Origin of the sequence: Kitasatospora sp. NPDC048194 (assembly GCF_043202455.1) — a bacterium.
Classification (GTDB): domain Bacteria; phylum Actinomycetota; class Actinomycetes; order Streptomycetales; family Streptomycetaceae; genus Kitasatospora.
Genome location: NZ_JBIDAK010000002.1, coordinates 272058 through 294973 on the forward strand (window position 1 = coordinate 272058; position 22916 = coordinate 294973).

General features: G+C 72.6%; 22 protein-coding genes and 2 pseudogenes. 13 read left to right on the plus strand and 11 right to left on the minus strand.

From position 1 onward, the window contains the following. Nucleotides 1-45: 45 nt before the first annotated feature. The gene (locus tag ACGF07_RS03755) at nt 46-504 is read left to right on the plus strand and encodes a hypothetical protein (RefSeq protein ID WP_392895079.1); all 459 of its coding nucleotides are present in this window, start codon (nt 46-48) and stop codon (nt 502-504) included. Further along, the gene (locus ACGF07_RS03760) at nt 497-2239 is read left to right on the plus strand and encodes a multicopper oxidase family protein (protein ID WP_392895081.1); all 1743 of its coding nucleotides are present in this window, start codon (nt 497-499) and stop codon (nt 2237-2239) included. The genes ACGF07_RS03755 and ACGF07_RS03760 overlap by 8 nt, the downstream gene beginning before the upstream one ends. Nucleotides 2240-2923: 684 nt before the next feature. Here the strand turns inward: ACGF07_RS03760 and ACGF07_RS03765 are convergent. Next, complete coding sequence (locus ACGF07_RS03765; RefSeq protein ID WP_392895084.1) at nt 2924-3808, minus strand: hypothetical protein; 885 nt, start codon at nt 3806-3808, stop codon at nt 2924-2926. A gap of 216 nt (nt 3809-4024) precedes the next feature. On the opposite strand from ACGF07_RS03765, the gene ACGF07_RS03770 reads away from it, so the two are divergent. Then, complete coding sequence (locus tag ACGF07_RS03770) at nt 4025-5101, plus strand: hypothetical protein (RefSeq protein WP_392895086.1); 1077 nt, start codon at nt 4025-4027, stop codon at nt 5099-5101. Nucleotides 5102-5307: 206 nt separating this feature from the next. Here the strand turns inward: ACGF07_RS03770 and ACGF07_RS03775 are convergent, their stop codons facing one another. Further along, nucleotides 5308-6315: a MarR family transcriptional regulator gene (locus ACGF07_RS03775; protein ID WP_392895088.1), complete on the minus strand. Its 1008-nt coding sequence runs from the start codon at nt 6313-6315 to the stop codon at nt 5308-5310. A gap of 210 nt (nt 6316-6525) precedes the next feature. Between ACGF07_RS03775 and ACGF07_RS03780 the strand changes: the two genes are divergently transcribed. Next, nucleotides 6526-7116, plus strand: coding sequence for a hypothetical protein (locus ACGF07_RS03780; protein ID WP_392895091.1), 591 nt, complete (start codon nt 6526-6528; stop codon nt 7114-7116). Between the two features lie 202 nt (nt 7117-7318). Continuing rightward, entirely contained in the window at nt 7319-8668 is a 1350-nt protein-coding gene (locus tag ACGF07_RS03785) for a bifunctional folylpolyglutamate synthase/dihydrofolate synthase (protein ID WP_392895093.1), read from the plus strand. A 197-nt stretch (nt 8669-8865) separates the two neighbouring features. On the opposite strand, the gene ACGF07_RS03790 is transcribed toward ACGF07_RS03785, so the two are convergent. Beyond that, nucleotides 8866-9786 (minus strand): ribosome-inactivating family protein, encoded by a 921-nt coding sequence (locus ACGF07_RS03790; protein WP_350742510.1) that lies wholly within the window; start codon nt 9784-9786, stop codon nt 8866-8868. 474 nt (nt 9787-10260) lie between these two features. Here ACGF07_RS03790 and ACGF07_RS03795 point away from each other — a divergent pair, with 474 nt between their 5' ends. After that, nucleotides 10261-10551: a DUF4287 domain-containing protein gene (locus ACGF07_RS03795; RefSeq protein ID WP_350742512.1), complete on the plus strand. Its 291-nt coding sequence runs from the start codon at nt 10261-10263 to the stop codon at nt 10549-10551. 187 nt (nt 10552-10738) lie between these two features. On the opposite strand, the gene ACGF07_RS03800 is transcribed toward ACGF07_RS03795, so the two are convergent. Beyond that, entirely contained in the window at nt 10739-11308 is a 570-nt protein-coding gene (locus ACGF07_RS03800) for a TetR/AcrR family transcriptional regulator (protein ID WP_350742514.1), read from the minus strand. A 118-nt stretch (nt 11309-11426) separates the two neighbouring features. Here ACGF07_RS03800 and ACGF07_RS03805 point away from each other — a divergent pair, with 118 nt between their 5' ends. Then, entirely contained in the window at nt 11427-11807 is a 381-nt protein-coding gene (locus ACGF07_RS03805) for a nuclear transport factor 2 family protein (protein WP_392895097.1), read from the plus strand. 99 nt (nt 11808-11906) lie between these two features. On the opposite strand, the gene ACGF07_RS03810 is transcribed toward ACGF07_RS03805, so the two are convergent. Then, entirely contained in the window at nt 11907-12320 is a 414-nt protein-coding gene (locus tag ACGF07_RS03810) for a winged helix-turn-helix transcriptional regulator (protein ID WP_392895099.1), read from the minus strand. A gap of 103 nt (nt 12321-12423) precedes the next feature. Between ACGF07_RS03810 and ACGF07_RS03815 the strand changes: the two genes are divergently transcribed. Continuing rightward, nucleotides 12424-13275, plus strand: coding sequence for an alpha/beta hydrolase (locus tag ACGF07_RS03815; protein ID WP_350742520.1), 852 nt, complete (start codon nt 12424-12426; stop codon nt 13273-13275). Between the two features lie 66 nt (nt 13276-13341). Here the strand turns inward: ACGF07_RS03815 and ACGF07_RS03820 are convergent, their stop codons facing one another. The 3 genes from ACGF07_RS03820 to ACGF07_RS03830 form a co-directional block, all read right to left on the minus strand. Next, complete coding sequence (locus tag ACGF07_RS03820; protein ID WP_392895102.1) at nt 13342-14355, minus strand: BtrH N-terminal domain-containing protein; 1014 nt, start codon at nt 14353-14355, stop codon at nt 13342-13344. Then, nucleotides 14352-15158 (minus strand): MerR family transcriptional regulator, encoded by an 807-nt coding sequence (locus ACGF07_RS03825; protein WP_392895104.1) that lies wholly within the window; start codon nt 15156-15158, stop codon nt 14352-14354. Before ACGF07_RS03825 ends, ACGF07_RS03820 begins: the two co-directional genes overlap by 4 nt. Nucleotides 15159-15267: 109 nt before the next feature. Then, nucleotides 15268-16002 (minus strand): hypothetical protein, encoded by a 735-nt coding sequence (locus ACGF07_RS03830; protein WP_350742526.1) that lies wholly within the window; start codon nt 16000-16002, stop codon nt 15268-15270. A gap of 168 nt (nt 16003-16170) precedes the next feature. On the opposite strand from ACGF07_RS03830, the gene ACGF07_RS03835 reads away from it, so the two are divergent. Next, nucleotides 16171-16518, plus strand: a complete 348-nt coding sequence (locus ACGF07_RS03835) for a PRC-barrel domain-containing protein (protein ID WP_350742528.1) — start codon at nt 16171-16173, stop codon at nt 16516-16518. A 596-nt stretch (nt 16519-17114) separates the two neighbouring features. On the opposite strand, the gene ACGF07_RS03840 is transcribed toward ACGF07_RS03835, so the two are convergent. Beyond that, nucleotides 17115-18212, minus strand: a complete 1098-nt coding sequence (locus ACGF07_RS03840; protein WP_392895108.1) for a hypothetical protein — start codon at nt 18210-18212, stop codon at nt 17115-17117. Between the two features lie 167 nt (nt 18213-18379). Here ACGF07_RS03840 and ACGF07_RS03845 point away from each other — a divergent pair. Then, nucleotides 18380-18790, plus strand: a pseudogene (locus ACGF07_RS03845) (response regulator transcription factor); the annotation flags it as partial. 452 nt (nt 18791-19242) lie between these two features. On the opposite strand, the gene ACGF07_RS03850 reads toward ACGF07_RS03845, so the two are convergent. Both ACGF07_RS03850 and ACGF07_RS03855 read right to left on the minus strand, forming a co-directional pair. Then, complete coding sequence (locus ACGF07_RS03850) at nt 19243-19563, minus strand: hypothetical protein (protein ID WP_392895535.1); 321 nt, start codon at nt 19561-19563, stop codon at nt 19243-19245. A 93-nt stretch (nt 19564-19656) separates the two neighbouring features. Then, nucleotides 19657-19821, minus strand: a pseudogene (locus ACGF07_RS03855) (transposase); the annotation flags it as partial. 264 nt (nt 19822-20085) lie between these two features. Between ACGF07_RS03855 and ACGF07_RS03860 the strand changes: the two are divergent. The 3 genes from ACGF07_RS03860 (at nt 20086) to ACGF07_RS03870 (ending at nt 22561) form a co-directional block, all read left to right on the plus strand. Further along, nucleotides 20086-21021 carry a hypothetical protein gene (locus ACGF07_RS03860; RefSeq protein WP_392895110.1) on the plus strand — a complete coding sequence of 312 codons (936 nt, stop codon included), beginning with the start codon at nt 20086-20088 and terminating at the stop codon, nt 21019-21021. Nucleotides 21022-21306: 285 nt separating this feature from the next. Further along, nucleotides 21307-21624 carry an Imm51 family immunity protein gene (locus ACGF07_RS03865; protein ID WP_392895112.1) on the plus strand — a complete coding sequence of 106 codons (318 nt, stop codon included), beginning with the start codon at nt 21307-21309 and terminating at the stop codon, nt 21622-21624. 439 nt (nt 21625-22063) lie between these two features. Continuing rightward, the gene (locus ACGF07_RS03870; RefSeq protein ID WP_392895114.1) at nt 22064-22561 is read left to right on the plus strand and encodes a hypothetical protein; all 498 of its coding nucleotides are present in this window, start codon (nt 22064-22066) and stop codon (nt 22559-22561) included. Nucleotides 22562-22916 lie beyond the last annotated feature (355 nt).

Genomic DNA, 22916 nt, shown 5'->3' on the forward strand with positions numbered 1-22916 from the left:
GGGCAACACCGAGCTCCGGTGCGGCAGTTCAGGAGAGGACGTTCCATGGCCATCGCAGCCGGCAGGCCCAGCCCGGGCACCGCGGCCCGGTCCGGCACGGGGGTGCGGACCGGGCCCGCCGGATGGGTCCTGCGCGCCCTGACCGGCGCGCACCTGGTCGCTGTCTGCGGCCAGCCCGTCTTCGCCGGTGTCTACCTCAGCGGCGACTTCGACGCCCTGCGCTGGCACGAGCTCGGCGCGAACCTCACCACCTCCCTCGGCTACGCGCAGCTGGTCGCGGCCGGGGTGCTGTGGGCCCGCGCCCGCCGCTCCTGGCCCTTCACCGCCACGCTCGCCGTGGTCGCCGCCGAGACGGTGCAGTACTTCGCCGGCCTGGACGGCGCGCTGTGGCTGCACCTGCCGCTGGGCGTGGCGACCATCGCCGGCCTGGTCGTCCTGGCGGGCGCCGTGTGGCGCGCGCCGTTCCCCGGCCGCACCGGGCAGCAGGAGGCGGGCGATGACTGACCGCCACCGGCTCGCCGAGAGCGACGGCCTGTCCCGGCGCCGGCTGCTGGGCATCGGCGGGGCGCTGGGCCTGCTGGCCGCCGGCGCCCTGACCTCCTCCGCCGCGCTCGCCCGCCGCCCGGCCGCCACCGGCGCCGAGCTGCGCAGCGAGGTGCCCCTGCCGCCCGCCCACCAGGTGCCGCTGCCACTGCCCGCGGTCCTGTCGCCGGTCGCCACCTCGGGCGGCGCGGACCGCTACGAGATCACCCAGCGGCAGGTGACCGCCGAGATCCTGCCCGGCGTCAGGACACCGCTGTGGACGTACGGCGGCACCTTTCCCGGCCCCACGATCGAGGCCCGCCGCGGCCGCCCCGTCATCGTCACCCACCGCAACGAGCTGCCGGTGCCCACGGTTGTCCACCTGCACGGCGGACGCACCCCGGCCGACTCCGACGGCTACCCGACCGACCTCGTCCTGCCTACCGGCTGGCCCGCCCCCGCTACCGGCTCGCAGAGCATGCCCGGCATGGCGGCGATGCCAGGGATGCCCGGGACGGCGGCGATGCCAGGGATGCCCGGGGCGGCGACGATGTCGGCCATGCCGGGCATGCCAGGGATGGCGGGCATGCCGGGCATGCCAGGGACGCCGGGCGGGGGCCGGATGGACGACCCCCGGGCCGTCACCACCACCCTGACCCGCGAGTACACCTTCCCCAACGACCAACGCCCCACCATGCTCTGGTACCACGACCACCGCATGGACTTCACCGCCCCGGCCGTCTGGCGCGGCCTGGCCGGTCTGCACGTCGTGCGCGACGACGCCGAACAGTCCCTGGGCCTGCCCGCCGGCGAGCGCGAGCTGCCCCTGGTGATCACCGACCGGGCGTTCGCCGCCGACGGCACCCTCCACTACCCCTCCCTCGACCCCGAGCTGCGGAGCCGCCCCGGCGTCACCGAGCCCCACCTCGCCGGCGTCCTCGGCGACATCATCCTGGTCAACGGCGCCCCCTGGCCCGTCCACGAGGTCGACGCCGCCCGCTACCGCCTGCGCCTGCTCAACGCCTCCAACGCCCGGCACTACGAGCTGGAGGCGCTCTGCGAGGACGGACGCCGCCTCGACCTCGTCCAGATCGGTGCCGACCAGGGCCTGCTCGCCGCCCCCGTCACCCACCGCTTCCTGCCGATCGCGCCGGCCGAACGCTACGACGTCGTCGTCGACTTCGCCGGCCTGCCGCCCGGCAGCCTGGTCAGGATCCGCAACCGGCTCGGCACGGCACGCACCCGCGACGTGCTGGCCTTCCGAGTCGCCCGAACCGCCCGCGACGACAGCCGCATCCCCGCTGCGCTCGCCGCCGACCTACCGGACTGGCGCCGCCAGGACGCGGTCCGCGTAAGGGACTTCGCCTTCCGGGCCGGGCGCATGGACGGCGGCCACGGCTGGCTGATCGGCGGACGCCCCTTCGACCCGGCCCGCTCGGACGTCACGGTCGGTCTGGGCGACGTGGAGGTGTGGCGGTTGATCGCCGACGTCCACCACCCCGTCCACCTGCACCTGGTGGGCTTCCGGGTCCTCTCCCGCGGCGGCAAGCCCCCGCTGCCCCACGACGCCGGACTCAAGGACACCGTCTCCTTGCGGCCGGGGGAGTCCGCGGAGATCATCACGCGCTTCGACGGCTACCGCGGCCGCTACCTCTTCCACTGCCACAACGCCGAACACGAGGACATGGGGATGATGGCCAACCTTGAAGTCGTCTGACCCGCAGGCCGGCGGTCGGTGGCCGGCGCCCTCCGGCCGTGGCCGTGGCTGCGGCCGGAGGGCGGCCGTGCAAGGAACGGGCGGGGTGGTCCCGAACGCACGGGTCACGCGCGTGGGCCGTCACACCGGGGTTCGACCGTCGGCCGGTTCCGCAGGCAGGCGGTACTGTGCGCGGATGCAGCCAGGCAGGATCTCCGCGGTGGTGGATTCGACGGCGCGAACTGGGCGGAGGGGTGTCCGGGTGACTGGCCAGACGGTGAAGATGGCGGCGCTCTGCGAGTGCGGCGACATGGCGGTGCGGCAGGTGAACCAGTTCGTCAACTTCGGCAAGGTCTGCTGGGGTGCCGAGTTCCACTGCGACAGCTGCGGCTCCCGTCGGTGCGAGTACGCCGGATCGGGGCCGGCGCCGGACGATGGGTGGCGACAGGCGCTGCTGGCAGCGAATGGAGCTACCAGGCTGCGGCTGGCCGGTCCCGTACCAAGTCTGGTCCAGGCCATGAAGGTCTTCCGCGAAGTCCCGGGCGTCACATTGCCGCAGGCCCGGGGGCTTGCCGAGCAGCTGAGCAGCGACGGGGTGGTGGGCACCCTGGCGGAGATGGAGTTCTTGAAGACGCGGCTCCAGCTCCGCGGGGTCCCGGTAGCCGTCGAACAGATGGCGGGGCCCGGGACCCCACCCGGTCACCCTCAGAAACCGGCTTGCTGCGCCTCCTCGTCCTCCTCGTCGAAGGGGTAGGGCGGGATGGTCCACCGCATCACCATCTCGCCCGCATCGTCGGCCTCGAGCGTGACCGGGTAGACCTGGTCGGCGTCGCGGCCGCCGTGGTGCCTGACCGAGTGGTCGCCCTGATCCCATTCGATGCCGAGCACCCGGCAGCCCCCCACCTCGATCGCCCCGACGTGGAGCGGGTGGTGCCACCCGGCGCGGCGGAACCGGTGGTAGTCGGTGTGCTCGTCGATCGAGACCATGAGGCCCCTGCCGTGGAGGCGGTCGCGCCAGGCGGAGAGTTCGGCCGCGCGGGCGGTCGCCTCGGCCAGCGGGAGGTCGAGCCAGCCGTGCGGCCCGTCCACGCCGTACTGTGCGATCCGTTCACCGCCGAACCGAGCGTGCGCATCGTCCTCGTACAGGCCCCAGTAGAAGAGGTCGGCGAGCCCGTCGGCCGGTTCGTCCTCCATCCCTGTCCACGCGTGCAGCCCCACGGCGTCGCCGATCGCCATCCCGCACCGGTCGACCGGCAGATCCCCGAGGCGGATCGGCGCGGATCGGTCCGCGGCTTCCGGCCACGGGAGCCCGAGGGCGATCTCCAGGGTCGCGATCGTCGGCTCCTCGTCGAACGGGGACGGCGAGGTGCTCGCCCTCACCCTCAACGGCCGGTCGTCGGCAGCGGGGACCGCGACCGCCTCGCACAACTCCTCGCGAAGATGTCCTCCCCCCGCCGACGCCGCCGCCCTGGCGCGCTCGGGGAGTGGCTCGTCCAGTTCCCGCCAGAAGTCGATCCACCCGGCCATGCCGAGCACCAGCACACCGGACGGCGCATCGACGGATCCCAGGTCAGTGAAAGTCTCGTGCACCCACCGATTGTGCCCTCCAGGTGCGACAACGTCCGACCGGACGCAGTGCCGCGGCTCGAACGGACGTGGCCCCTTCCGCCCGGTGTGACGATCTGATTCCGGACAGTGATGATCGTGATCGGGTCAGCCCCGGACGATCGGCCCTCCGCTCCCACGCGGCACCGCGACCCTGGTCCCGGCATGACCATGTGCCGCACCCCCAGGGGAGGGCAGTTGATGCGCACCGCCCGTCAAGTCGATCTCCTCCGTACCGAAGTCGGCAACGGACTCTCCGAACTGCGCACCGCCGGCGAGGCGTTGCGCACCGAGCTGCTGCAGGCCGTCACCGAAGGCCTGCGCGGGCACAGCGAGGCCCTCGCCAAGCTCGCCGGAGAGCGGCAGGAGGCCGAGCTCGCGCACCGGGACAACCGGAAGCTGCAACGCCAGCTCGCCGAGACGCGTGACGAACTGCACCGCGTCCGGCTCCTCGCCGCCGAGGCCGGAACGGTCCGGACGACCGCCGCGGCAGGCGCCGACGCGGCGAACGCCCCCGACCGGCTCGTCACCGGTACCGGTGCCTCCGAAGACCCGTCGGCCGAGCCCCGGACCGGGCCGCCGGAGCCCACCGCCGCCGAAGCCCCGCTGCCCGAGACACGTTGCACCTTGCTGAAGGAGACCGCCGTGCCCGACAACGTCCCGGCCGAGGAGTCGAACAGCCCGAAGACCGGCATCACCGCCGAGCAGGCGAACCAGATCCTCGAACTGCTCGGTCGCCTCGTTCCCGCCTCCGCCCCCGCCTCGGCCTCCGCCCCCGATGCCGCTACCGCACCCGCCCCGCAGCAGCGGCCCGCCGGGCAGGGCGTCCCGATCCCGTCCGCCGCGACCGGGGGCGTAACCGACCTGATTCCGGCGGCCCTGGCCTGGAACGCCCACGTGGCCACCCTGCTCAAGGCCGCGGCCGTCAACACCGTGGCCGTCTCGTGCAACCCCCGCACCTGGGAGTTCCTCGAGCAGCGGGTCGAGGGCGCCGAACACTTCGCCGAGCAGGACCTCGCCCCGCGCCCGCGCGGCAGTGCCGGCGAGGACCACGGTGACAACATCCTCTCGGGGCGCAGTGTGATCGCGTTGCTCAACGCCCTGCGGACCGCCGTGTACGCGGGCACCGGGCAGGAGGTGGAGACCTGGGCTCTGGCGGTGACCTGCTACGAACGGATCGCCGAGGTCGTCAACGCCACACGGCCCGGCGGTGACGGTCAGGAGCCGGCCCGGCCCCGCATCGTCCTGGACGACCTGAGCGTGAGGTCGGCGGGCTGAGGAGCGGCGGCGGCGCCGGCTGATCCGCACTGCGGGTGTGTGCGGTCCTGACCGCGACGGCCGCTCGAGGCTGATCCGTCGCCGGCGCCGCGCCACCGTCCCGCCGAGGCGTCAGCACCGTACGCTTCCCCCGCGTCACCGCCCGGACGGCGGGGACCGGGACGGCGGGAACCGGAACGGTGGGGGCCCGCCCGCCCCGGCGTCCGCTACCAGCACCGCTCCAGGAGAGCGAGGCCGGTCGGGGTGGCGGTGTGGAGGGCGGTGTTGCGGTCCCGCAGGGTGGTGATGAGGCCGGCTTCGCGCAGGACGGTGGCGTGCTGGCTGGCGCCGGAGGCGGTGATGCGCAGGGCACCGGCGAGTTCGCCGGTGGTGCAGCCGGGGCGTTGGGCGATGGTGTGCAGGACGGCTGCGCGGGTGCGACCCAGCAGGGCGGACACCGGCGCGGGGGCGGTGCCGAGGGCGGTGCCGAGGGCGGGGCGGGCGGCGAGGAGGGGGCCCGTGGCCGGGTCGTAGTGGGCCGGGTAGGCGAGGACGGGCTGGGGTTCGGTGTCCGGGTCGACCAGGGGAGCCCGGGTGGCGAACACCGAGGGCGTCAGCAGCAGACCCCGGCCCTGCAGGTGGACGTCACCCTCGACGCCGGACAGCAGGTCGACTTCCAGGACGGGCGGCCGCCAGCGGATCCGCGGCGGGTACAGCCCGTTCAACAGCCGTTCGACGCCACCGTGCAGCATCTGCCGGGCCCGCAGCGCCCGGTCGGCGGCGAGGCCGGCGCTGATCTGCGGCCAGTAGGGCGCGAGCACCGTCGAGTGGACCTCCCCGAGGGCGTCGGCGAGCTGCCGCAGGAGGCCGGGGTCCTCGCCGAGGCGGTGCGCCCAGCCGGGCAGGCGCTGGTGGTCGGCGACGGAGGCCAGGGAGGCGCGCAGCTGGGTCCGCGGGGTCGCGGCGACCCGTTCCAGCAGTTCGGGGAGGGTGCCGCTGCCGCTCGGGCTCAGGAACGTGGGCGACCAGCCGTGCACGGGTGTCAGGTCGAGCACCATGCGGGCTCGCGGTGTGAGGCGGGCGCGGGTCTCGCGGCGCCACGCGCCGAACCGCAGGTCGTGGTTGCGGTCCTGCAGGACGCGCAGCGCGATGCTCAACTCGTCGAGCGGTAGGGCGCTCTCGGCGACGCGGGTGCGCGCCAGGTCCGCGCTGGTGAAGTGGAACCGGTAGACCATCCGTCCCCCCACGTGTCCGCGACGGCAGCGGCTCTTGAATCGAGCATGCCACGAATTTCGCGTGATTCGCCCTTGTTCAGCGGAGGTTGAAACAGGGCGACCGGCCAGGGGCCCGAAACAGATGCTGGTGCGGGAAGGCGGGCCGGGCGGTTTCGGTCCGCGCCTCACCGCCCGCCCAGGGAGTGGGTCGGGCCACAGACAGGAGTCGAGATGACCTCACGCAGCAAGGCAGTCCGGGCGATCGGCATCGCCCTCGCCGGTCTGAGCGTCCTGTGCGGCGCCACCACCGCGGCCGCCGCCCCGGCGAAGCCGGCCTCCGCCCAGCGGTTCGAGGCGCAGGCCCGGGCCGCCGGGCTGACCGCCGGCCAGGCCTCCTCCCTCCAGGAGAAGGTGGACTCCTACCTCGCCACCGTGGGCGGCACCCAGGTGGCCCCCAACCGGATCCAGCTCGCCGGCGCCACGGTGTACGTGGCCGTGCCCGGCGAGGACCACCCGCGTGACCTGACCGGCACGGCCGGGGCCGTGTCCTACGACCCGTGCGCCGGCGGAGGCGCCGACTACAAGCACATGTGCGCCTACCGCGGCACCTGGTACACGGGCGACGAGGTGGACATGTACAACTGCGCCCGCTACTACTTCAGCACCTGGTCCGGCCCCGGCTCCTGGGACAACAACCAGACCACCGGCACTGTCGCCCGCATGTACGGCGCCAGCGGCGCCTGGGTCTTCTCGACCAAGCCCGCCCACAGCTCGGACCCGAACGGCAACTGGACGCCGGTCCACAGCATCGTCAACTGCTAGGCCCCCGCGGGCCCCAGCCCCCCGGCTGAGGCCCGCGCAGCGAACCACCTGGGGCCAGGCCCGGTGCACCCGCGCCGGGCCCGGCCCGTCGCGTCCGCCTGCCCCGCTACCCGCCCGGCACGCCCGGCCCCCGGACGCTGCTCACCCGATCGAGCGACATCGCCAGCCGCTCCCGCAGTCCCCGGTGGCAGCATGGCACCTCATGGACTATCAGCAGTGTACGGACCACCTCCGCGAGCTGTACCGGCTCCCGCGGACGGAGCGCGACGCGAGGCGCGGCAACCTGCCCGAGCTGCTGACGGCGCTCGGCCGTCCGCAGGACGGGCTGCGCGGGGCGATGGTGGTCGGCACCAACGGCAAGGGTTCCACCGCCGCCTTCGCCGTCGCGGCGCTGTCCGCGTCCGGTCAGCGGGTGGGCAGCATGCCGAGTCCGCACCTGCAGGAGCCGCGTGAGCGGGTCCGGATCGACGGACGGCCGGTCAGCCGCGCCGAGTTCGCGGCCGCCTTCACCGAGGTGGTGGCGGCGATCGAGGAGCACCACCTGCCGCTGTCCGCCGCCGGCCTGTGCACCGCGGTGGCCGTCGCCCACTTCCGGCGGGCCGGCGCCACCCACGTCGTGGCCGAGGCATCCATCGGCGGGCGCAGGTCCGCGGTCCGGGCCCTGGAGCTCGACGTCAAGGTGATCACCGGCGTCGGACTCGACCACACCGACCTGCTCGGCGGCACCTTGGCGCAGATCGCCAGAGCCAAGGCCGGCGCCGTGCGCGACGGCGACCACGTCGTACTCGGCCGCCTGGACCCGCAGGCCCAGACGGCCGTCGAAGAGGTCCTGGCCGGCCGCACCGGCCTCACCCTCTGGCAAGTCGACCGGCACATCCACTGCACCGCCCGCCCCGGCGGCACGGCCGGCGCCACCGTGCTCGACGTCGCGACGCCGCGCGGCGAACACCGCGCCGTGCCCTGCCCCCTGCCCGGCACCCACCAGCACCACAACCTCGCCCTCGGCCTCGCCGCAGCGGCCGCGCTCGCCGAGCGCGGCCACGCCCGGATCCCGACGGACGAACCCCTGCGCCGGGCACTGGCCGCCACCCGCTGGCCCGGCCGGCTCGAACTGCTCACCGACGCCCGGCTGGACGGCTGGCACGGCCGGGTCCTCCTGGACGGAGCCCACAACCCGCAGGGCGTGGCCACCGTGGTCCCCGAGATCGAACGCATCGCGGGAGCGGCCGACAGCCCCCGCACCCCGCGGGCCGCCGTCGTCTTCGCCGCGACGCGCAGCAAGGACGCGCCCGCGATGCTCGCCGCGCTGCCCGACCGGTGGCCGCTGGTCCTCACCCGCACCGGCTCGCCCGACGCCAGCGATCCCGCCGCGCTGCACACCGGACTGCCACCCGCCCGGCGCGCCGGCGCCGGCGCCGTCACCGCCCCCGACACCGCCACCGCACTGCGCAGGGCGGCCGACCTGGTGGGCCCCGGCGGCCTGGTCGTGGTGCTCGGATCGCTGCGGCTGGTGGGCGAGAGCCGCACCGCGCTCGGCCTGCCCCCGGCCTGACCGGTGGGCAGCGTCGCGCCCACCGTGTCCCCGAGGCCGCCCACCGGCCCGGCAGGCCGGCGACGGCGCGGCGCCGGCTGGTCGTCGCACCGCCGACCGCGGTGAAAACGGCGACGGCAGGGCTGCGCCCCGCCGCGGAGCTCCACGGACGACCGCTCCCGGGCGGGGCCGCCGGTGCGGCCCCGCCCGGGGTCAGCTCAGAGCTCCGTGTGCCAGGGGTCGCCCTTGACCTGGCTGGTGGTCGGCGCGGACTGGATCATCGCCAGCCGGTTGGCGACGTCCAGCAGGGTCCGGAAGACCCCCAGGCTCGGGATGGAGACGGCGGGCGGGTTCTCCCCCCGGTCGAGCCGCTGGGAGAAGTCGGACAGGTTGCCCCAGTTGTGCTCCAGGTCCTGCAGGTTGCCCGGGAGCCCGTTGATGGTGCGTCCGCCGTTGGCCATGACGGTCGCCTCGAGGCTGTAGATCTCCCAGAACCGGGCGGCCTCCGAGGTGAACTGGATCAGCGACATCAGCGACCGGGCCACGTGCTGGCTGTCGGGGCCGGGGTTGGTCGTGTACGCCAGGTTGAAGATCGCGTCTCGTGCGCTGCCGAAGCTGAACTGGATGCCGCCGAGCGCGCGGTTGGCCACCTGGGAGAGGGCGCCGTAGTTGGAGGAGGTGCGCAGGCTCTCGAACCGGCCGCTGGGGAGCAGGCCGACGCTGGAGTCGTTGCCCCGCCGGATGTTGTTCATGACCTCGCCGAGGTTGTACGGCCGGCGGCCGCCGTCGCCGGTCTCCACGAAGTAGTAGGTCACGCCGTTCATCGCCGTGAAGCCGCGGACGTAGAGGTCCCCGGGGCTGATCCACAACTGCACGCGGGCGGAACCGGAGTTGAGGTCGGCCCGGATCAGCTCGTTGCCCGACGCCGCTACCTGAGTCTGCCGCATGCGCTGCTGCCAGTCGTGGCCCGAGGCTTCCCGCAGGCTGGTGATGAAGCGCGTGTAGCTCTGCTGCATGGCGTTACCCGCCTCGTCGAGGTCGAGCCAGACGTGCCTCACCGATCGGAAGGGCACATCGGCGCTCGCCGTGCCGGCGCTGCCGACGAAGGCGGTGAAGGCGATGCAGAGCAGTGCGAGCACGGTCGTGATCCTCGCCAAAGGAGTGCGGGACCGCGGGTGAAGATTCATGTCATTCCTCGGAAGCGGTCGTCCGCGTGCGTCGACGCGCGCGGACGAGCCTGGTGAACACCGCCCGCGCGGTAGACGCGATCGGGGGGGCCGGGACGCTGCCCGGCCTTCACCGTCCCGCAGACGCCGGCGGTACCGCATCAGTCATGTGACTGTCGTTCACCGCGGCCGGACGCCCTTCGTGACGTACACCGTCACGGTGCTCCGCACCTGCCCGAGCCTTCCGTCCCGCGCTGAGGGGGAGCAGCAGGGCAGCCCTCGCGCCCCGACCCCTCGGTCGGCGGGCCGGCGGGGCATCCACCTCTCCGGGAGCCTCACGCCGCCCCCATCCGCCGACCCCCGGAAAATTTCTCGGCCGTCGAGCGATGAGTTCTCCTCCTCGAGCCGGTCTACCCCAGCAACACCGAGACGAGTGGGAGAGAGCACATGTCCTTTCAGGCGTACCTGGACACCATCGAGACCAAGACCGGCCTGACGCCGCGCCAGTTCATCGCCCTGGCCGAGCAGCGCGGCTTCGCCGACCCCGCCACGAAGGCGGGAGTCATCCTTACGTGGCTCAAGGAGGACTACGGCCTGGGCCGGGGGCACGGCATGGCCCTGGTCCACGTCTTCAAGCACGGCGCGAAGATCGACGCCAGGCACGTCGGCACGACCGGTTCGCACCGCGACGCCTCCGACACGCTCTGGCTGGACGGCAAGGCGAGCCGACCCGCGTGACCGCCCCGGGACCGACGGCCGCGCCGTGTCCGCGGCCTGTCGGGTCGGTGCCGACATCGGGTCGACGCGTGCGTGGCCGACGAGCGGCTCGCTGGTGACATCTCCTCCGCAGGGCGCGGGGCTCCGCGAGCCGTCAGGTCGCGGCAGCGGTCACGGCGGAACGGTCGGCGGAACGGTCACGGCCCGCTCAGGCCGACTGGCTGAACAGCTCGGCGACCAGGGTGCGGGCGTAGGCGTCGTCGGTGCCCGGCACGGAGAAGACGACCCGGAAGTAGAGCGGGGCGACGATCCGGTCGAGCAGCCGTTCCAGCGACGGCGGTGTTTCGCCCCGGCCGCGCGAGGCTTCGAGGACTGCGTCGAGTCCGGCGGTGGCGCGCCGCAGGCACTCGCGCAGGCCGCTACGGCGCTCGTCGATGTCGGGGGAGACCTCCGCCTGGAAGAAGGCGATGCCGCCGGGGCGGGTCAGGTCGGCGAGCGTGCGGACCGCGTAGGCCTCGAGGTCCGTGCGCAGATCACCGCTGGAGGGAGGCTGGGCGTCCGTCCCGTGCAGGGCCGCCACCTCGGCCAGCAGGGCCTGCAGCGTGCCCCAACGCCGGTAGATGGTGGTGGGGTTGACCCCGGCGCGTTCGGCGACCGCCGGAATCGTCAGCTGGGCCGCGTCGCGCTCGGCGGCCAGGTCGGTGACCGCCTGGTGGACCGCCGCCTGGACGCGGGCGCTGCGGCCGCCGGGACGCTTGGCGGGGGTGTCGGCGTTCATGCCCCCAGGTTAATGCAGAGCGGGTTGCTTTAAGCGCCGGAGGGGCGTTAGCCTCACTAAAGCAAACCGCTCTGCTTTAGCGGGGTGCTCCTGCTCGCCAGATTCCGGAGGGACTCCCATGACCACCACTGCCCACGACCTCGGCCGGCGCTTCCACGCCGCACTCACCGCCGGCGACTGGGCCGCCATCCGCTCCCTGCTCCACGACGACGCCACCTGGACCCTGCCGGGCGACAACACCATCAGCGGCACCGCCGTCGGCGGGGACGCCGTGGTCGAGCGCGCCCGGAAGATCGCCTCCTACGGGGTCTCCTTCGAGCTGCTGCACGTCCTGGTCAGCCGCGACAACATGGCCTTGTCGCTGCACAACACCGCCCGGCGCCCGGACGCGGTCCTGGACGAGCACCTGACCACCGTCTGCCGCCTGCGCGACGGCAGGATCGCCGAGATCGAGACCTACCTGTCCGACGTCCCCGGCATGAACGCCTTCTTCGTCTGACGGGAACCCGGATTCCGAACCGCCCGCACCCGGATGCCCCGGCTCGGGGGCGGCGCGGAGGCGGCGGACGGGCCCGGCTTAACACGCCCGAGCCCTGGCCTAGTTCGGGGCCGACTCGTCGGCCAGCCGATTGCTGCGGTCGATCTCCGGCATGTGGGTCTCGGCCCAGATCCGCAGGGTGGAGAGCGCTCGTTCGAGGGAGAGGCCGAGCTCGGTGAGCCGGTAGTGAACGGCGGGCGGCACGGTGGGCTCCACCCGGCGCGCGACCAGGCCGTCGCGGGCCAGGCTCTGCAGGGTCACGGACAGCATCTTCTGCGAGATGCCCGGGATGCGGCGCCGCAGTTCCGCGAAACGGAGTTCGTCCGGAGCCTCCTGGGCCAGCACCTTGACCGCCATCGACGTCCACTTGGTGCCGATGCGGTCGAGCAACTCGCGCGTCGGGCAGCGCGGATCCAGCAGATCTCCCCGCTCACCGGGCCGCCGACCGGGTTCGCCGGGCCTCGAGGTGGTCACTCGGGGTTCACCGCCTGAAGGGAAAGTGCCGTCTTGGACGGCCCAGGATAGTTCCCTAGCGTGACCTGGTCACCATTCCTCACCCCACACCTGGAGCCTCTCCATGCCCGAGCTGCGGCGCGTCCCCGTCAACGGTGTCGAACTGAACGTCGCTCTCGCCGGATCGGGCCCGGCCGTCCTGCTACTGCACGGTTTCCCGCACACCTGGGAACTGTGGACGGACGTCATGGCCGGCCTGTCCGACCGCTACCGCGTCATCGCGCCGGACCTGCGCGGTTTCGGCGCGAGCAGCCGGCCCGCCTCCGGATACGACGCCGGCACCCTGGCCGAGGACGCCGCGGCGCTTCTCACCGCACTCGGCGTGTCCTCGGCCGCGGTGGTGGGCATCGACGCGGGTGCCCCGCCGGCCTTCCTCCTCGCCCTGCGGCGCCAAGGTCTCGTCCGGCGCCTGGTCCTCATGGAGTCCCTTCTGGGCAGGCTGCCCGGCGCCGAAGAATTCCTCGCCGACGGGCCGCCGTGGTGGTTCGGCTTCCACTCCGCGGAGCCCGGCCTGGCCGAGACCGTGCTGGAAGGCCACGAGGCCGCCTACGTCGACTGGTTCCTGCGCACCGGCACACTCGGCGACGGAGTGGGCCCCGCCGTCCGGGACGCCTTCGTCCGCGCGTACACCGGCCGCCAGGCATTGAGCCGCGCGTTCGCGTACTACCGAGCCCTGCCCGAGAGCGCGGCGCAGATCGAGCAGGCGGTCGCCACCGCCCGCCTGACGGTGCCGACGATGGCGCTGGGCGCCCGGCCCGTCGGTGCCGCGCTGGAACGTCAACTCCGGCCGGTCACCGACGATCTCACCGGACACGTCATCGAGGACTGCGGCCACATCATCCCGCTGCACCGCCCGCGCGCCCTGCTCGCGCTGCTGCATCCCTTCCTGGCCGGTGAGGACGCGTCAGCAGCGTGACCGAGGCCGGCGACGGAGTGGGTGGTTGCGGTGCAGGAAGCGCCGCCGGGCTGCTCCCGAAGGCTGTCAGTGCCGGACCGTACCCGTGGGCGCACTTCCCAGCCGGCTCAGCGACTCCATGGCCTCGCGCTCGATGCGTGAGAGATCGCCGAGGAGCGAGCCGGCCTGGACGAGGTACCGCGCATCGCCCGATTCACCGGCCTTCGCGATCAGCGCCGCCACCGCCGTCCACAGGGTCGCCGCCTCGGTGTACAGCGTGTGGCCGGTGCGCAGGTGGCCGCTGCCGAGCAGGTCGGTGCATTCGGCGAGGAAGTCGCGGTAGAGGTTGCGGAACAGGGCGCCGCCGGTGCCGGCCCGCTCCATCAGCAGGGCGGCCCGGGGCAGGTCCCGTTGCGGGTCCTCGGCGCGCTGGAGCCAGGTGCGCACCAGCCTGCCGGCCTTCTCGATGCCGCGGTGGCCGAGGTTGGCGATCGGCGGGTTGAGGAAGGCGTCGGCGCAGGCGGTGATGGCGGGAACGATCTGCCGGTGCGGGGCGGGCGCGTCGCGCGGAACGGTGAGGGTGAAGGACCGGTTCCTGGCGGTCATCGGGCCGCGGGCGGCCCTGGCCCGGGCGAGGCTGGTCCGGCTGGTGGAGACCGCTCCGCCTTGCTGGGCGGTGTCCACCAGATGGGCCCGGTGGTCGTCGTAGCCGTACAGGGCGACGACGTGGCCGCCGAAGTGGACCTCGGAGCCGAAGTAGTCCAGGTGGTAGCTGTCGAGCTGGAGTCCGACGGGGTGGCCGGCGTCGATCGAGGCCGCCACATCCGCCCATGCCTTACGGGGGGAGGTGGTCTCCTGGGTCCGGAGCTCCAGCCCGAGTCCGGTGGCGAGGTTCCGGGTGAGGTCGAAGGGCTTGACCCGTCCTCCGAGGAAGGGGAAGCCCAGGCTCCTGCCGTCCCAGTAGACGAAGGACAGGCCGGCGCCGAGGCCGAACAGCATGGGTTCGGACAGGTCGAGTCCCTGGTGGCGCAGCAGCACCCCCAGGGTTGTCGTCTCGCAGTGCTGCGTGCCGCGGGCATCGACGTCGATCACCGTGGTCATGCCGTGCTCTCCTCGACCGGGATGACCACACGGGTCATCAGTTCGTTTTGCGGTGCTTCTGCCGGTCCGACCAGATAGGCCTCGCGTACGGGGGCGTGGGGGCGCAGTCCGCGTTCGTGGACGGCGGCGAGGAGCGCGTTGTAGGCCAGCGGAAGGTGCCCGTAGGGTCCGATGTGCGTGGTCTCGGCGACGAGCCCGCCGGGCAGCACCTCGAAGTCCAGGCCGGGCACGCCCTCGCCGTGCGGCGTCGGCGCTCCGACGGCGATGTCCATCCGCTCGTCCAGGTCCAGTGGGTACAGCCCCCACAGCGGTGGCTGCCAGGGGATTCCGGCCCTGCCGAGCGCGGGCAGGAGCCGCCCCGCGCACTCCTCGATCCCGGTTCCGATCCCCGCCGGGGCGCAGACCGTTCGTACCACCGCCAGTCGTCGCTCCCGCTCCCTGACCAGCGCCACCTCGTAGCCGGGCAGACCGCCTTCCACCAGCCGCTCCAGCATCTCCAGTCGGATCTGGTCCCGGCTGATCCGTTCGGCCAGCCGGTCCCGCTCGGCGCGCAGGATCCCGGCCCTGCGCTCGGGCCCGGCGGCCAGGGCCCGGGCGATCACGGCCGGGGGAAGGTCCATCTCGCGCAGCAGGGCGATGGTCAGGGCGTCAGGCGCCTGTTCGGGCGCGTAGTAGCGGTACCCGGAGCCGGCGTCCACGTGGACGGGAGTCAGCAGCCCCGTGTCGTCGTAGTGCCGCAGCTGCTTGACGCTGAGTCGGCACAGGCGGGCGAAGCGCCCGATGGTGAGGAGTTCGTCGTGCACGCCATCATGCTGGACTCTCCCACGGTGGGAGAGTCCAGCGGCGCGTGCCTCCCGCCCGGGACACCCTCCTCCCCGCCGTCGTCCCGAGCACCCGAGCAGGCCGGGCGGATCAGTGCAGGGCGCTGACCGCGCGGGCGATGACGAGGAGGGAGGTGATGAGCGCGGCGATGCTCTCCACGCTCATCAGGATCTTGGCGCGGGCGGAGAGCGGCATGGTGTCGGTCGGGCTGAAGGCGGTGGAGTTGGTCACCGACACGTAGAGGTAGTCGATCAGGGTGGGGGCCCAGTCGCAGGAGCGGCTGGAACCGTCGGCGACCTCCTCCACCGCGTCGTGGTTCTCGTCCTGGGAGAACCGGAAGTCCGCGAGCGGGAGCCGGCTGCGCGGCACCTGGGTGCGCACGACGGGGCCGCCGCGGTCGAGTTCCCAGAACGCGAGACCGAAGACGATGACGTCGGTGGCCCACACCTGGAGGGCGGCGATCAGCAGTGATCCGCCGTCCTTGACGTCCGTGGACACCAGCGCGTGGACGAGCAGCCCGAGTGCCAGCAGGTTGCTCGCGCCGATCATGCCGACCAGGGCCAGGGAGAGGGTCCTGGACAGCCGGTTCTGGCGGGTCATCCGGTGCGGGTTCACCGCGACCAGCGGGATGAGCAGCAGCACCTCCAGGGCCGGCAGGACGTAGCGCGGGCCGACGAGCAGGGGCTCGGGCAGGGCGAGGTAGAGCAGGATCGCCACCAGGGTGGCCACCATCGCGGGCAGCCGCCCCTCCCCGCGGCGCTCGTGCCGGGGGTGTCGCCGCAGCATCGGCGCCCGCTGGGCGTTCGGTATCGGGATGTCGCTCATCTCGAAGGGTCCTCCAGGTCGGTGGGGCTGGCCACCGGTTTCCCCGAAAAGACGGCATCCACTCCCCGGCCCCTCCGACGCGGAGCGCCGCCGCGCGGTGCATGCTCCGACCGGCCGGGGGAAGCCGACGAGCGCACCACGAAGGACCCGTTCGACGAGGAGGCGGTTGTGAGCAGCGGACTGTGGGGCTACAGCAACGCCGAGGGCTACACCCCGGGCACCGACCTGACCGGATACCGGGTCGAGGCCGAGGACGGTCACATCGGCAAGGTCGACCGGCACACCGAGGAGGTCGACTCCGCGCACATCGTGGTCGACACCGGCCCCTGGATCTTCGGCCGCGAAGTGCTGCTCCCGGCCGGCACGATCCGGCGCGTGGACACCGGCGAGCGGACCGTCTGGGTGAACCGGACCAAGGACGAGGTGAAGAACTCACCGCCGTACGACAAGGACCGGCACACCACCGACCCCGACTACCACCGGGCGATTGGCGGCTACTACGGCGAGACCGTCTGACCTTCGACCGCGCCGGGGTGCGATACGAGTAGGCCTCGACGACGGTAACGGCGTGCGCCCCGCCTGCGGATCCGCTGGGAGATCCGCGACGACGTCCACCAAGCGTTCCCCACCCTGGGCTGCCCACTCATCTGCTGGCGACGCCTGCGTGTCCGGCGACAGCAACGACCACTGACGCACAACCGACCGCGGCCCGCCCCTCGGGCCCTTCCCTCGGAACCATGCCACCACCGGCCACTCCCCGGGGCTCGGCTTCGGTCGGGCCGCTGCGGTAAGCCTGGCGGTGCGAGCCGTCGAACACCGTCCACGACAGGCGCAGCTCGCCGGCGCGGTGCGGCTCGGTCGGCATCACCTCGTGCAGGCGGCCCGCACCCCGGCCTCGGGCCAGCCTCGCCGGCGTCGCCCGTAGGTCATGCCGAGGCTGAAACCGAGCCCCTGCGGCCAGCCGGTCCTGTCATGCAGAAGCCGCTGCTGCCGTACTGGCAGCAGCGGCTCGATCCGGCCCTACTGGTCGTTCGACACCACTACGGCTCTGCCATTCCCGCGACCGGCTCGACGACCGATGGGTGACCAGAGGTGGGTGTCGCGCCGTTCCGTCAGCTCTTCTCCGGGGTGCGGCGTCGCCGGCTGATGTGGAGGGCGGCGGCACCGGTGGCGAGCAGGGCGGTGGTGAGGGTGAGGAGGGTGGGGGTGGTGGGGGCGCCGGTGTGGGCGAGTTCACCGTGGTGGTGCTGGGGGGTGCTGGGCTTGTTGATGTTGTGGTTGGTCTGGGTCTGGTAGTTGGTGAGGTGGTTGGTCTGTGAGGTCGTCTGGTTGGTGAGGGCGGTGTTCTGGGCGTTGTTCTGCGCGGTGTTGTTCGAGGCGCTGGTGGCGGTGTTGGTGGTGCTGTTGTTGAGGTTGGTGGTGGTGTTGTTCTGCAGGATGACGGTGACGTCGACGTGCTGGTCCTGACCCTGGTTCTGCGCGGCGTGCTGGTCCTGACCCTGTTCCTGGCCCTGGCCCTGGTTCTGGTCCTGACCTTGGTTCTGGCCCTGGTTCTGGTCCTGGCCCTGGTTCTGCTGGCCGTTCTGTCCCTGACCCTGTTCCTGGCCGCCGTGCTCGCCGTGTTCGCCGTGTTCGCCGTGTTCGCCGTGTTCGCCGTGTTCGCCGTGCTGGCCGTGTTCGCCGTGCTGGCCGTGTTCCCCGTGCTGGCCGTGCTCGCCGTGCTGCCAGTTCGGGATGTCGGGGAGGCAGATGCAGTGGCCGCCGGGGTTGGGGCTGGTGATGTGGTCGTGGTGCTCGTGCCCGGGTTCGGTGCAGTCGCCGGAGGGGTCGGCCGGGGCGGGGAGGGTGGTGGCGGCCTGGTCGGCGGGGCGTTCGGCTTGGCCGGTGGGCTCCTGGGCGTCGGTGGGGGGCTGCTCGGTCCCGGCGTCCGGGACGGGGCCGGTGTCCATGCCGGTGTCGGCGCTGGTCCCGCTGTCGGCGCGGTGGGTGGGGGCGGCGTTGCCGGTGAAGGTCCAGGTGTCGCTGGCCGTGGTGGTGGTGTTGTCGGCCAGGCGTAGGAGGCTGTCGATCCAGGTGCCCTGGGCCTGGGTGGGGTCGGTGGCCGAGGTGGGGTCGGCGGCGGGTGTGGCGTGGGCCGGGGTGCCGGCGCTCAGGGCGAGGGCGGCGGTTGTCAGCCCGGACAGGACCAGGGTGGTGATTCGAGTTCGCATGACGCTCCTGGATGATCCGCAAAACGGATCTTCTGAATACGCCGCTTTGTAGTGGGGGTGTGACAAACGTCGCCGAGGGTTAACCGTTCCGGCTTAACGGAATACCGAGCACGGATGAACCCGTGTCGCCGCGGCGCTCGGCGAAGCGACCGTGCCCGCCATGGACGCGCGACCGCTTCGCGACCGACGTCATAGCGGTAGGTCCGGACGGCGAGGCGTTCACCGTCCCACTCACCGCCGTGATGGTCCGCGGCGGCCGGCCCGACGAGTCCTCGATCATGGTGATGATGCCCAACCGCGACGGCGAGGCGGCCGAGTCCGAGGTGGTCACCGACCGCTAGAAGCTGCTCAGCGAGATCGACGCCCGGATCCTCGAGGGCATCGCGGCCGGCGTCTCCACCGTCCCGCTCGCCGCCCGGCTCTACCTGAGCCGCCAGGGCGTCGAGTACCACGTCACCTGCCTGCTGCGGAAGTTGCGCGTCCCGAACCGGGCAGCCCCGGTGTCCCGCGCCTATTCGATGGGCGCGCTCGAGGTCGGCGTCTGGCCGCCGAAGGTGGTGGAGAGCTTCGTGAAGTAGCCGCTGCCCGGCCCGCGACACCGCAGGCTGCGGCCGGGCGCCCCCCGGCCGCACCCTGCCCTCGGCCAGTGACGGTCGCAGAGCCTCTCCGACTTCATGGCCGCCAACCCGGGGCGCCCTCGCCCGGGCCACCGAGGCGGCCTGCCGGTTCCTCGGCCGCACCACTGCCCGCGGCCGGTGGGAGGAGCTCGCCGCTCGGGCCCGGCGCGAACAGGCCTCTGGCCGGGCCGACCGCGCAGCCGACCCCGAGTAGCCCGCCGATGGGCGTTCGCCGTGCGGTGACGGGCCGCCAGGGGCGGGGTGCCGGGATGACGGGGGCAGCGAGGAATCGCTCCCCCCAACTGCTGTTGGTACTCGGAGAGCATGGTGTTCCTCAGAACGGTTGTCCCCCGGCTCAGCCAGGGCCGCTCTCGGGTGGTTCAGAATCAGCTCGTCGTGGACCGGGGCTGCGGTCATTCGTCGACGCGCTGAAGGACGTGCGTGAAGTCCCCGGTCTCCACCAGGCCGACGAGGACCTGGGTCATGTTGCCGATACCGGCATCGCGGACGATGATGCCGTCCGAGCACGAGAAGTAGGCGCCGTCCAGAGCCTCCCCGGTCGCCGCCCACCGCTCCATGACGGTCTTCACCTGAGCCAGGGTGATGACGGTCGCACTCCACCGGGTGCCGTCGTTGAGGTCCACGAAGACGTCGATGCTCTCCACCGAGTCCACGTGCTCGTCGGCACTCGGCAGGAACGCGGCCTCGAAGTGCTCCGTGCGGACCCTGTACAAGGGCCCGTCCCATCGGCCCGTGTGTTTGTTGCGGCTCACCAGGCGAGTGTGCCGGGCTGATCCTCCGGCCTCAACTGCATTGTTCCGGCAGGCCAGCCCCGAACCGAAGCTGAGCTCCGGGGGCAGCCACTCCCACTGGATCCCTGGGTGCAGCACGAACAGGATCCCCTCCAGGCAGCCCCGGTCGTCCAGCGGCGGCCGGGCGAACTTGCGAAGCCGCTGCTGCCGCACCGGCAGCAGCGGCTCGATCCGGCCCACAGGTCGTGTCTCCGGATCGCCGATTGGTGTTGGACAGTTCGACCGTGTCAGCGTCCACGCAGTGGGCTTCCCGGAGCCCGACCGCGGACTTCCGAAAAAACTTTTCGATCCACCTGCAACCCCCGGCGGGGACGGACGTCCATGAGGGTGAAGGCACGGAGAGCGAGACCGGCAGAGCCGGGGGGCGCTTCCGCTCGGAAGGAGCGGGGCCGGTCGTCTTCACCGAGCACCATCGTCCGACACACGTCCTTGGGGGATCACGTCATGCGTACGTCCGTTATCAACCGTTCTGCGAAGAACGACCGTACCTTCTCCGGCCGCCGCAGCATCGCGGCCCTCGCCGCCACCGCCGCCCTCGCGGGCGGCGTCCAACTGCTCGGTGCCGGCGACGCCTGGGCCTGCTCGGGGCCGTACCAGGCCAACAACCCCACCCTCTCCCAGGAGGCGCTGGCCCGGCACTACGACGGAGCCCCGGCCGCCACCTTCATCGCGCCCTCCCCGGCCTCGCTGACCGCCGGTTCCAGCGCCGAGCTCGGCGTGGAGTTCGCCAACTTCACCGGCGCGGACTTTGACGCGGCCTGGCCCGCCCTCACCCTGAAGGGCAACCACCTGCGCGCCGAGGACGTGACGGTCGAGGTCATGCGCGGCGGCGCGTGGACGAAGCTCGGCATCGACAACGGCTGCGGCGGCGAAGCCGTCCGGGTCGACACCTCGCCGCTGATGCAGCATCTGGCGAACGGTCGGGCGAGCCGCGTGATGTTCCGGATCGGGCTGGCCGCCGACGCACCCCGGGGTCTCGCCTCGCTGTCCGTCTCCACCACCGGGTTGGGCGAGGCCTCGGCGCCCGGCAAGAGCGCGGGCCGGACGATCAAGGTCGTCCACCCGGGCACCGCCGAGGCCGCCGAGCCGACCACCCCGGCCAAGCCCAAGCCCAAGCCCAAGCCCGAGCCCGAGCCCGAGCCGGCCGCCCCGGCCAAGAAGGCCGAGCCCGCCGCCGACAGCACCCCCGCCAAGTCGACCGCCACCCCCACGGTGCCCTCCACCGCAGCCCCGGCCACCACCGCGCCCGCCGGAACCCCGGAGCTGGCCCGGACCGGCGCCTCCTCCACTGACGGGGTCCTCGCCGTCGGCTCCGCCGTGCTCCTCGCCCTCGGGGGCGGCGTCCTGATCGCCGTCCGTCGACTCCGTTCCCAGCGTTAGAAGTCTGCCGAAGATGCCGCTGCTGGAGGGGCTGTCCCGGTCGGGGGCAGCCCCTTTCGCGGCCGGGCGTCTGCCTGTACGGGCGACACCCGGCCCGTTGAGGAGCTCTCGCCACGGCTCGGTGCGTGCGGCGTGCTGGGCGACGAGGACGGCCTGCTGCGCGAGGGTGTCGGACCGGTCGTCGGCCGGTACCCACGGCGGGGCACCGGGACGGAAGAGCGGGGCGTCAACGCTGCACAGTGGCCGCCTACCGCGGCTCGTGCCCGGCGTGAGAAGATCACGGCCGTGACCATCAAGCTTCATGCTTTCGAGGGCAAGCACTCGCTGACGATGGATGTCGGCGGCCTGGGTGCTGACGTGGCAGTAGCCGGCGCAGGGCACGAGCCGAACGGGTACTTCTGGGAAGGATTCGTGCGGTTCGCCTGGCCGGACATCGCCGAGCCGCTCGCCTTCGACAGCGAGGCCGACATGTTCTGCGCTGTCGGAACCCCAAGTGACCTCGCGCAACTCAGGACGGCCCTCGAGTCGGTCATCACGAGCCCCGACGCGGTCCGCGACATCATCACCCGGGCGCAGACCTCGGGCTTCGAGTTCGACGACTAGCAGCTCCACCGGACAGAGATACCAGTCAGTTCAGCCTGCTGCAGTGAGCGGGCGCCCGCCCCAGCGGAGATAGACGTACAGGGCGCCACCTCCGGACGGGGACCGTTGAAGCCGGTTCCGGTCGCAGTTCGTGAAAACGCCGACGTGCGGCAGGTGAGCGGTCACGGAAAGGTGCTGGGCTGACGGATCTCTCACACCGTACTGGTGACCGATCCCGGGACCGGAGGACAGAGAGCTCTGCAGGCAGTCGCAGCTGCGACCGGACTGAGCCTGTGGCGGCGCGAGCTTCTTCCGGGCAGCACTCCTGCGGCGGTTCTGGAGAAGGCCCCGCTCGAAGTGGCCGCCGTCGCGGCCCGTCGGCTGCGGGAGGTCGGCGTACATGCAGCCGTTCGCTGCAAATCCTTTGCTCCAGGCTGAAGTGGCTGGCTACGCTCGCGCCATGGAGCTGGACCAAATATTGGACCCGCTGCGCAGGGTGCTGTTGGAGCGGGGGACCACCGGTTGTCCGGAGACGGTTGCCGCGGCGGTGGGGGCAGCCCAGGCGGCATTGGCTGGCGGAGTGGACACCCCGAGCTTGTGGGAACTCGGCGTGCTGTCCGACGGGGAGGTTCTGGAGGCGCGCCGGTTGCTGGCCGAGCTGGAGCAGGAACTCTGGCCGGCACTGCGGCTGCCCACCACCCCCGAGGCCCGCGATTGGGCGCTGGCCCGGTACTGCCTGCGGGACCTGCTGGACGGCCGCCTCGATCCGTTGGTGGCAGCCGAGCGGATCGGCCTCGAGCTGTGCCCCGCCGACGACCCTGACTCGCCACTGTGGCCGGTCCGCGGATGGCTGCATCACGCGGAGGACCAACAGGAGCACTGCGGTGGGCTGACGAAGGAGCTGCTGGCCGAACTGTACGATCTGGCTGCCCAGTTGCTAGCCGATCCGCTGTCCTGACGGCCGGATTCCGATCGTGCTCCCCGCGAGCTCGCGGACGTGGAGACCGCGGTCGCGAACCTGGCGAACGGCGCCACCCCCGGCAAGAGCATCATCCGGGTCCAGTGATCACGGTCGGCCCTTCCGGCAGGCACCGCTCCCCTCGGTACCTCGATCACCACCGAGCACGTTCACCCGACGCGAGCTCCGGCCGGGAGCCCGGCGCTCGCCGGCCCCCGTCGGTACCAGCGCACCCGGTTCCCCGCAGGTGCTGGTGCTGGACCCCGACACGCTGGCCGACCTGGTCGAGCGGGAACGGGCGTTCGTGCAGCTCGTCCGCTACCAGGCCCCTGGTCGCCGGGTTCGCCCGTGTCCG

Coding starts and splice junctions, on each gene's coding strand:
- ACGF07_RS03755 (WP_392895079.1), top strand. CDS start 46: ATGGCCATCGCAGCCGGCAGGCCCAGCCCGGGCACCGCGGCCCGGTCC.
- ACGF07_RS03840 (WP_392895108.1), bottom strand. CDS start 18,212: ATGCGAACTCGAATCACCACCCTGGTCCTGTCCGGGCTGACAACCGCC.
- ACGF07_RS03785 (WP_392895093.1), top strand. CDS start 7,319: ATGGACTATCAGCAGTGTACGGACCACCTCCGCGAGCTGTACCGGCTC.
- ACGF07_RS03775 (WP_392895088.1), bottom strand. CDS start 6,315: ATGGTCTACCGGTTCCACTTCACCAGCGCGGACCTGGCGCGCACCCGC.
- ACGF07_RS03860 (WP_392895110.1), top strand. CDS start 20,086: ATGCGTACGTCCGTTATCAACCGTTCTGCGAAGAACGACCGTACCTTC.
- ACGF07_RS03795 (WP_350742512.1), top strand. CDS start 10,261: ATGTCCTTTCAGGCGTACCTGGACACCATCGAGACCAAGACCGGCCTG.
- ACGF07_RS03820 (WP_392895102.1), bottom strand. CDS start 14,355: ATGACCACGGTGATCGACGTCGATGCCCGCGGCACGCAGCACTGCGAG.
- ACGF07_RS03760 (WP_392895081.1), top strand. CDS start 497: ATGACTGACCGCCACCGGCTCGCCGAGAGCGACGGCCTGTCCCGGCGC.
- ACGF07_RS03805 (WP_392895097.1), top strand. CDS start 11,427: ATGACCACCACTGCCCACGACCTCGGCCGGCGCTTCCACGCCGCACTC.
- ACGF07_RS03815 (WP_350742520.1), top strand. CDS start 12,424: ATGCCCGAGCTGCGGCGCGTCCCCGTCAACGGTGTCGAACTGAACGTC.
- ACGF07_RS03770 (WP_392895086.1), top strand. CDS start 4,025: ATGCGCACCGCCCGTCAAGTCGATCTCCTCCGTACCGAAGTCGGCAAC.
- ACGF07_RS03800 (WP_350742514.1), bottom strand. CDS start 11,308: ATGAACGCCGACACCCCCGCCAAGCGTCCCGGCGGCCGCAGCGCCCGC.
- ACGF07_RS03830 (WP_350742526.1), bottom strand. CDS start 16,002: ATGAGCGACATCCCGATACCGAACGCCCAGCGGGCGCCGATGCTGCGG.
- ACGF07_RS03780 (WP_392895091.1), top strand. CDS start 6,526: ATGACCTCACGCAGCAAGGCAGTCCGGGCGATCGGCATCGCCCTCGCC.
- ACGF07_RS03870 (WP_392895114.1), top strand. CDS start 22,064: ATGGAGCTGGACCAAATATTGGACCCGCTGCGCAGGGTGCTGTTGGAG.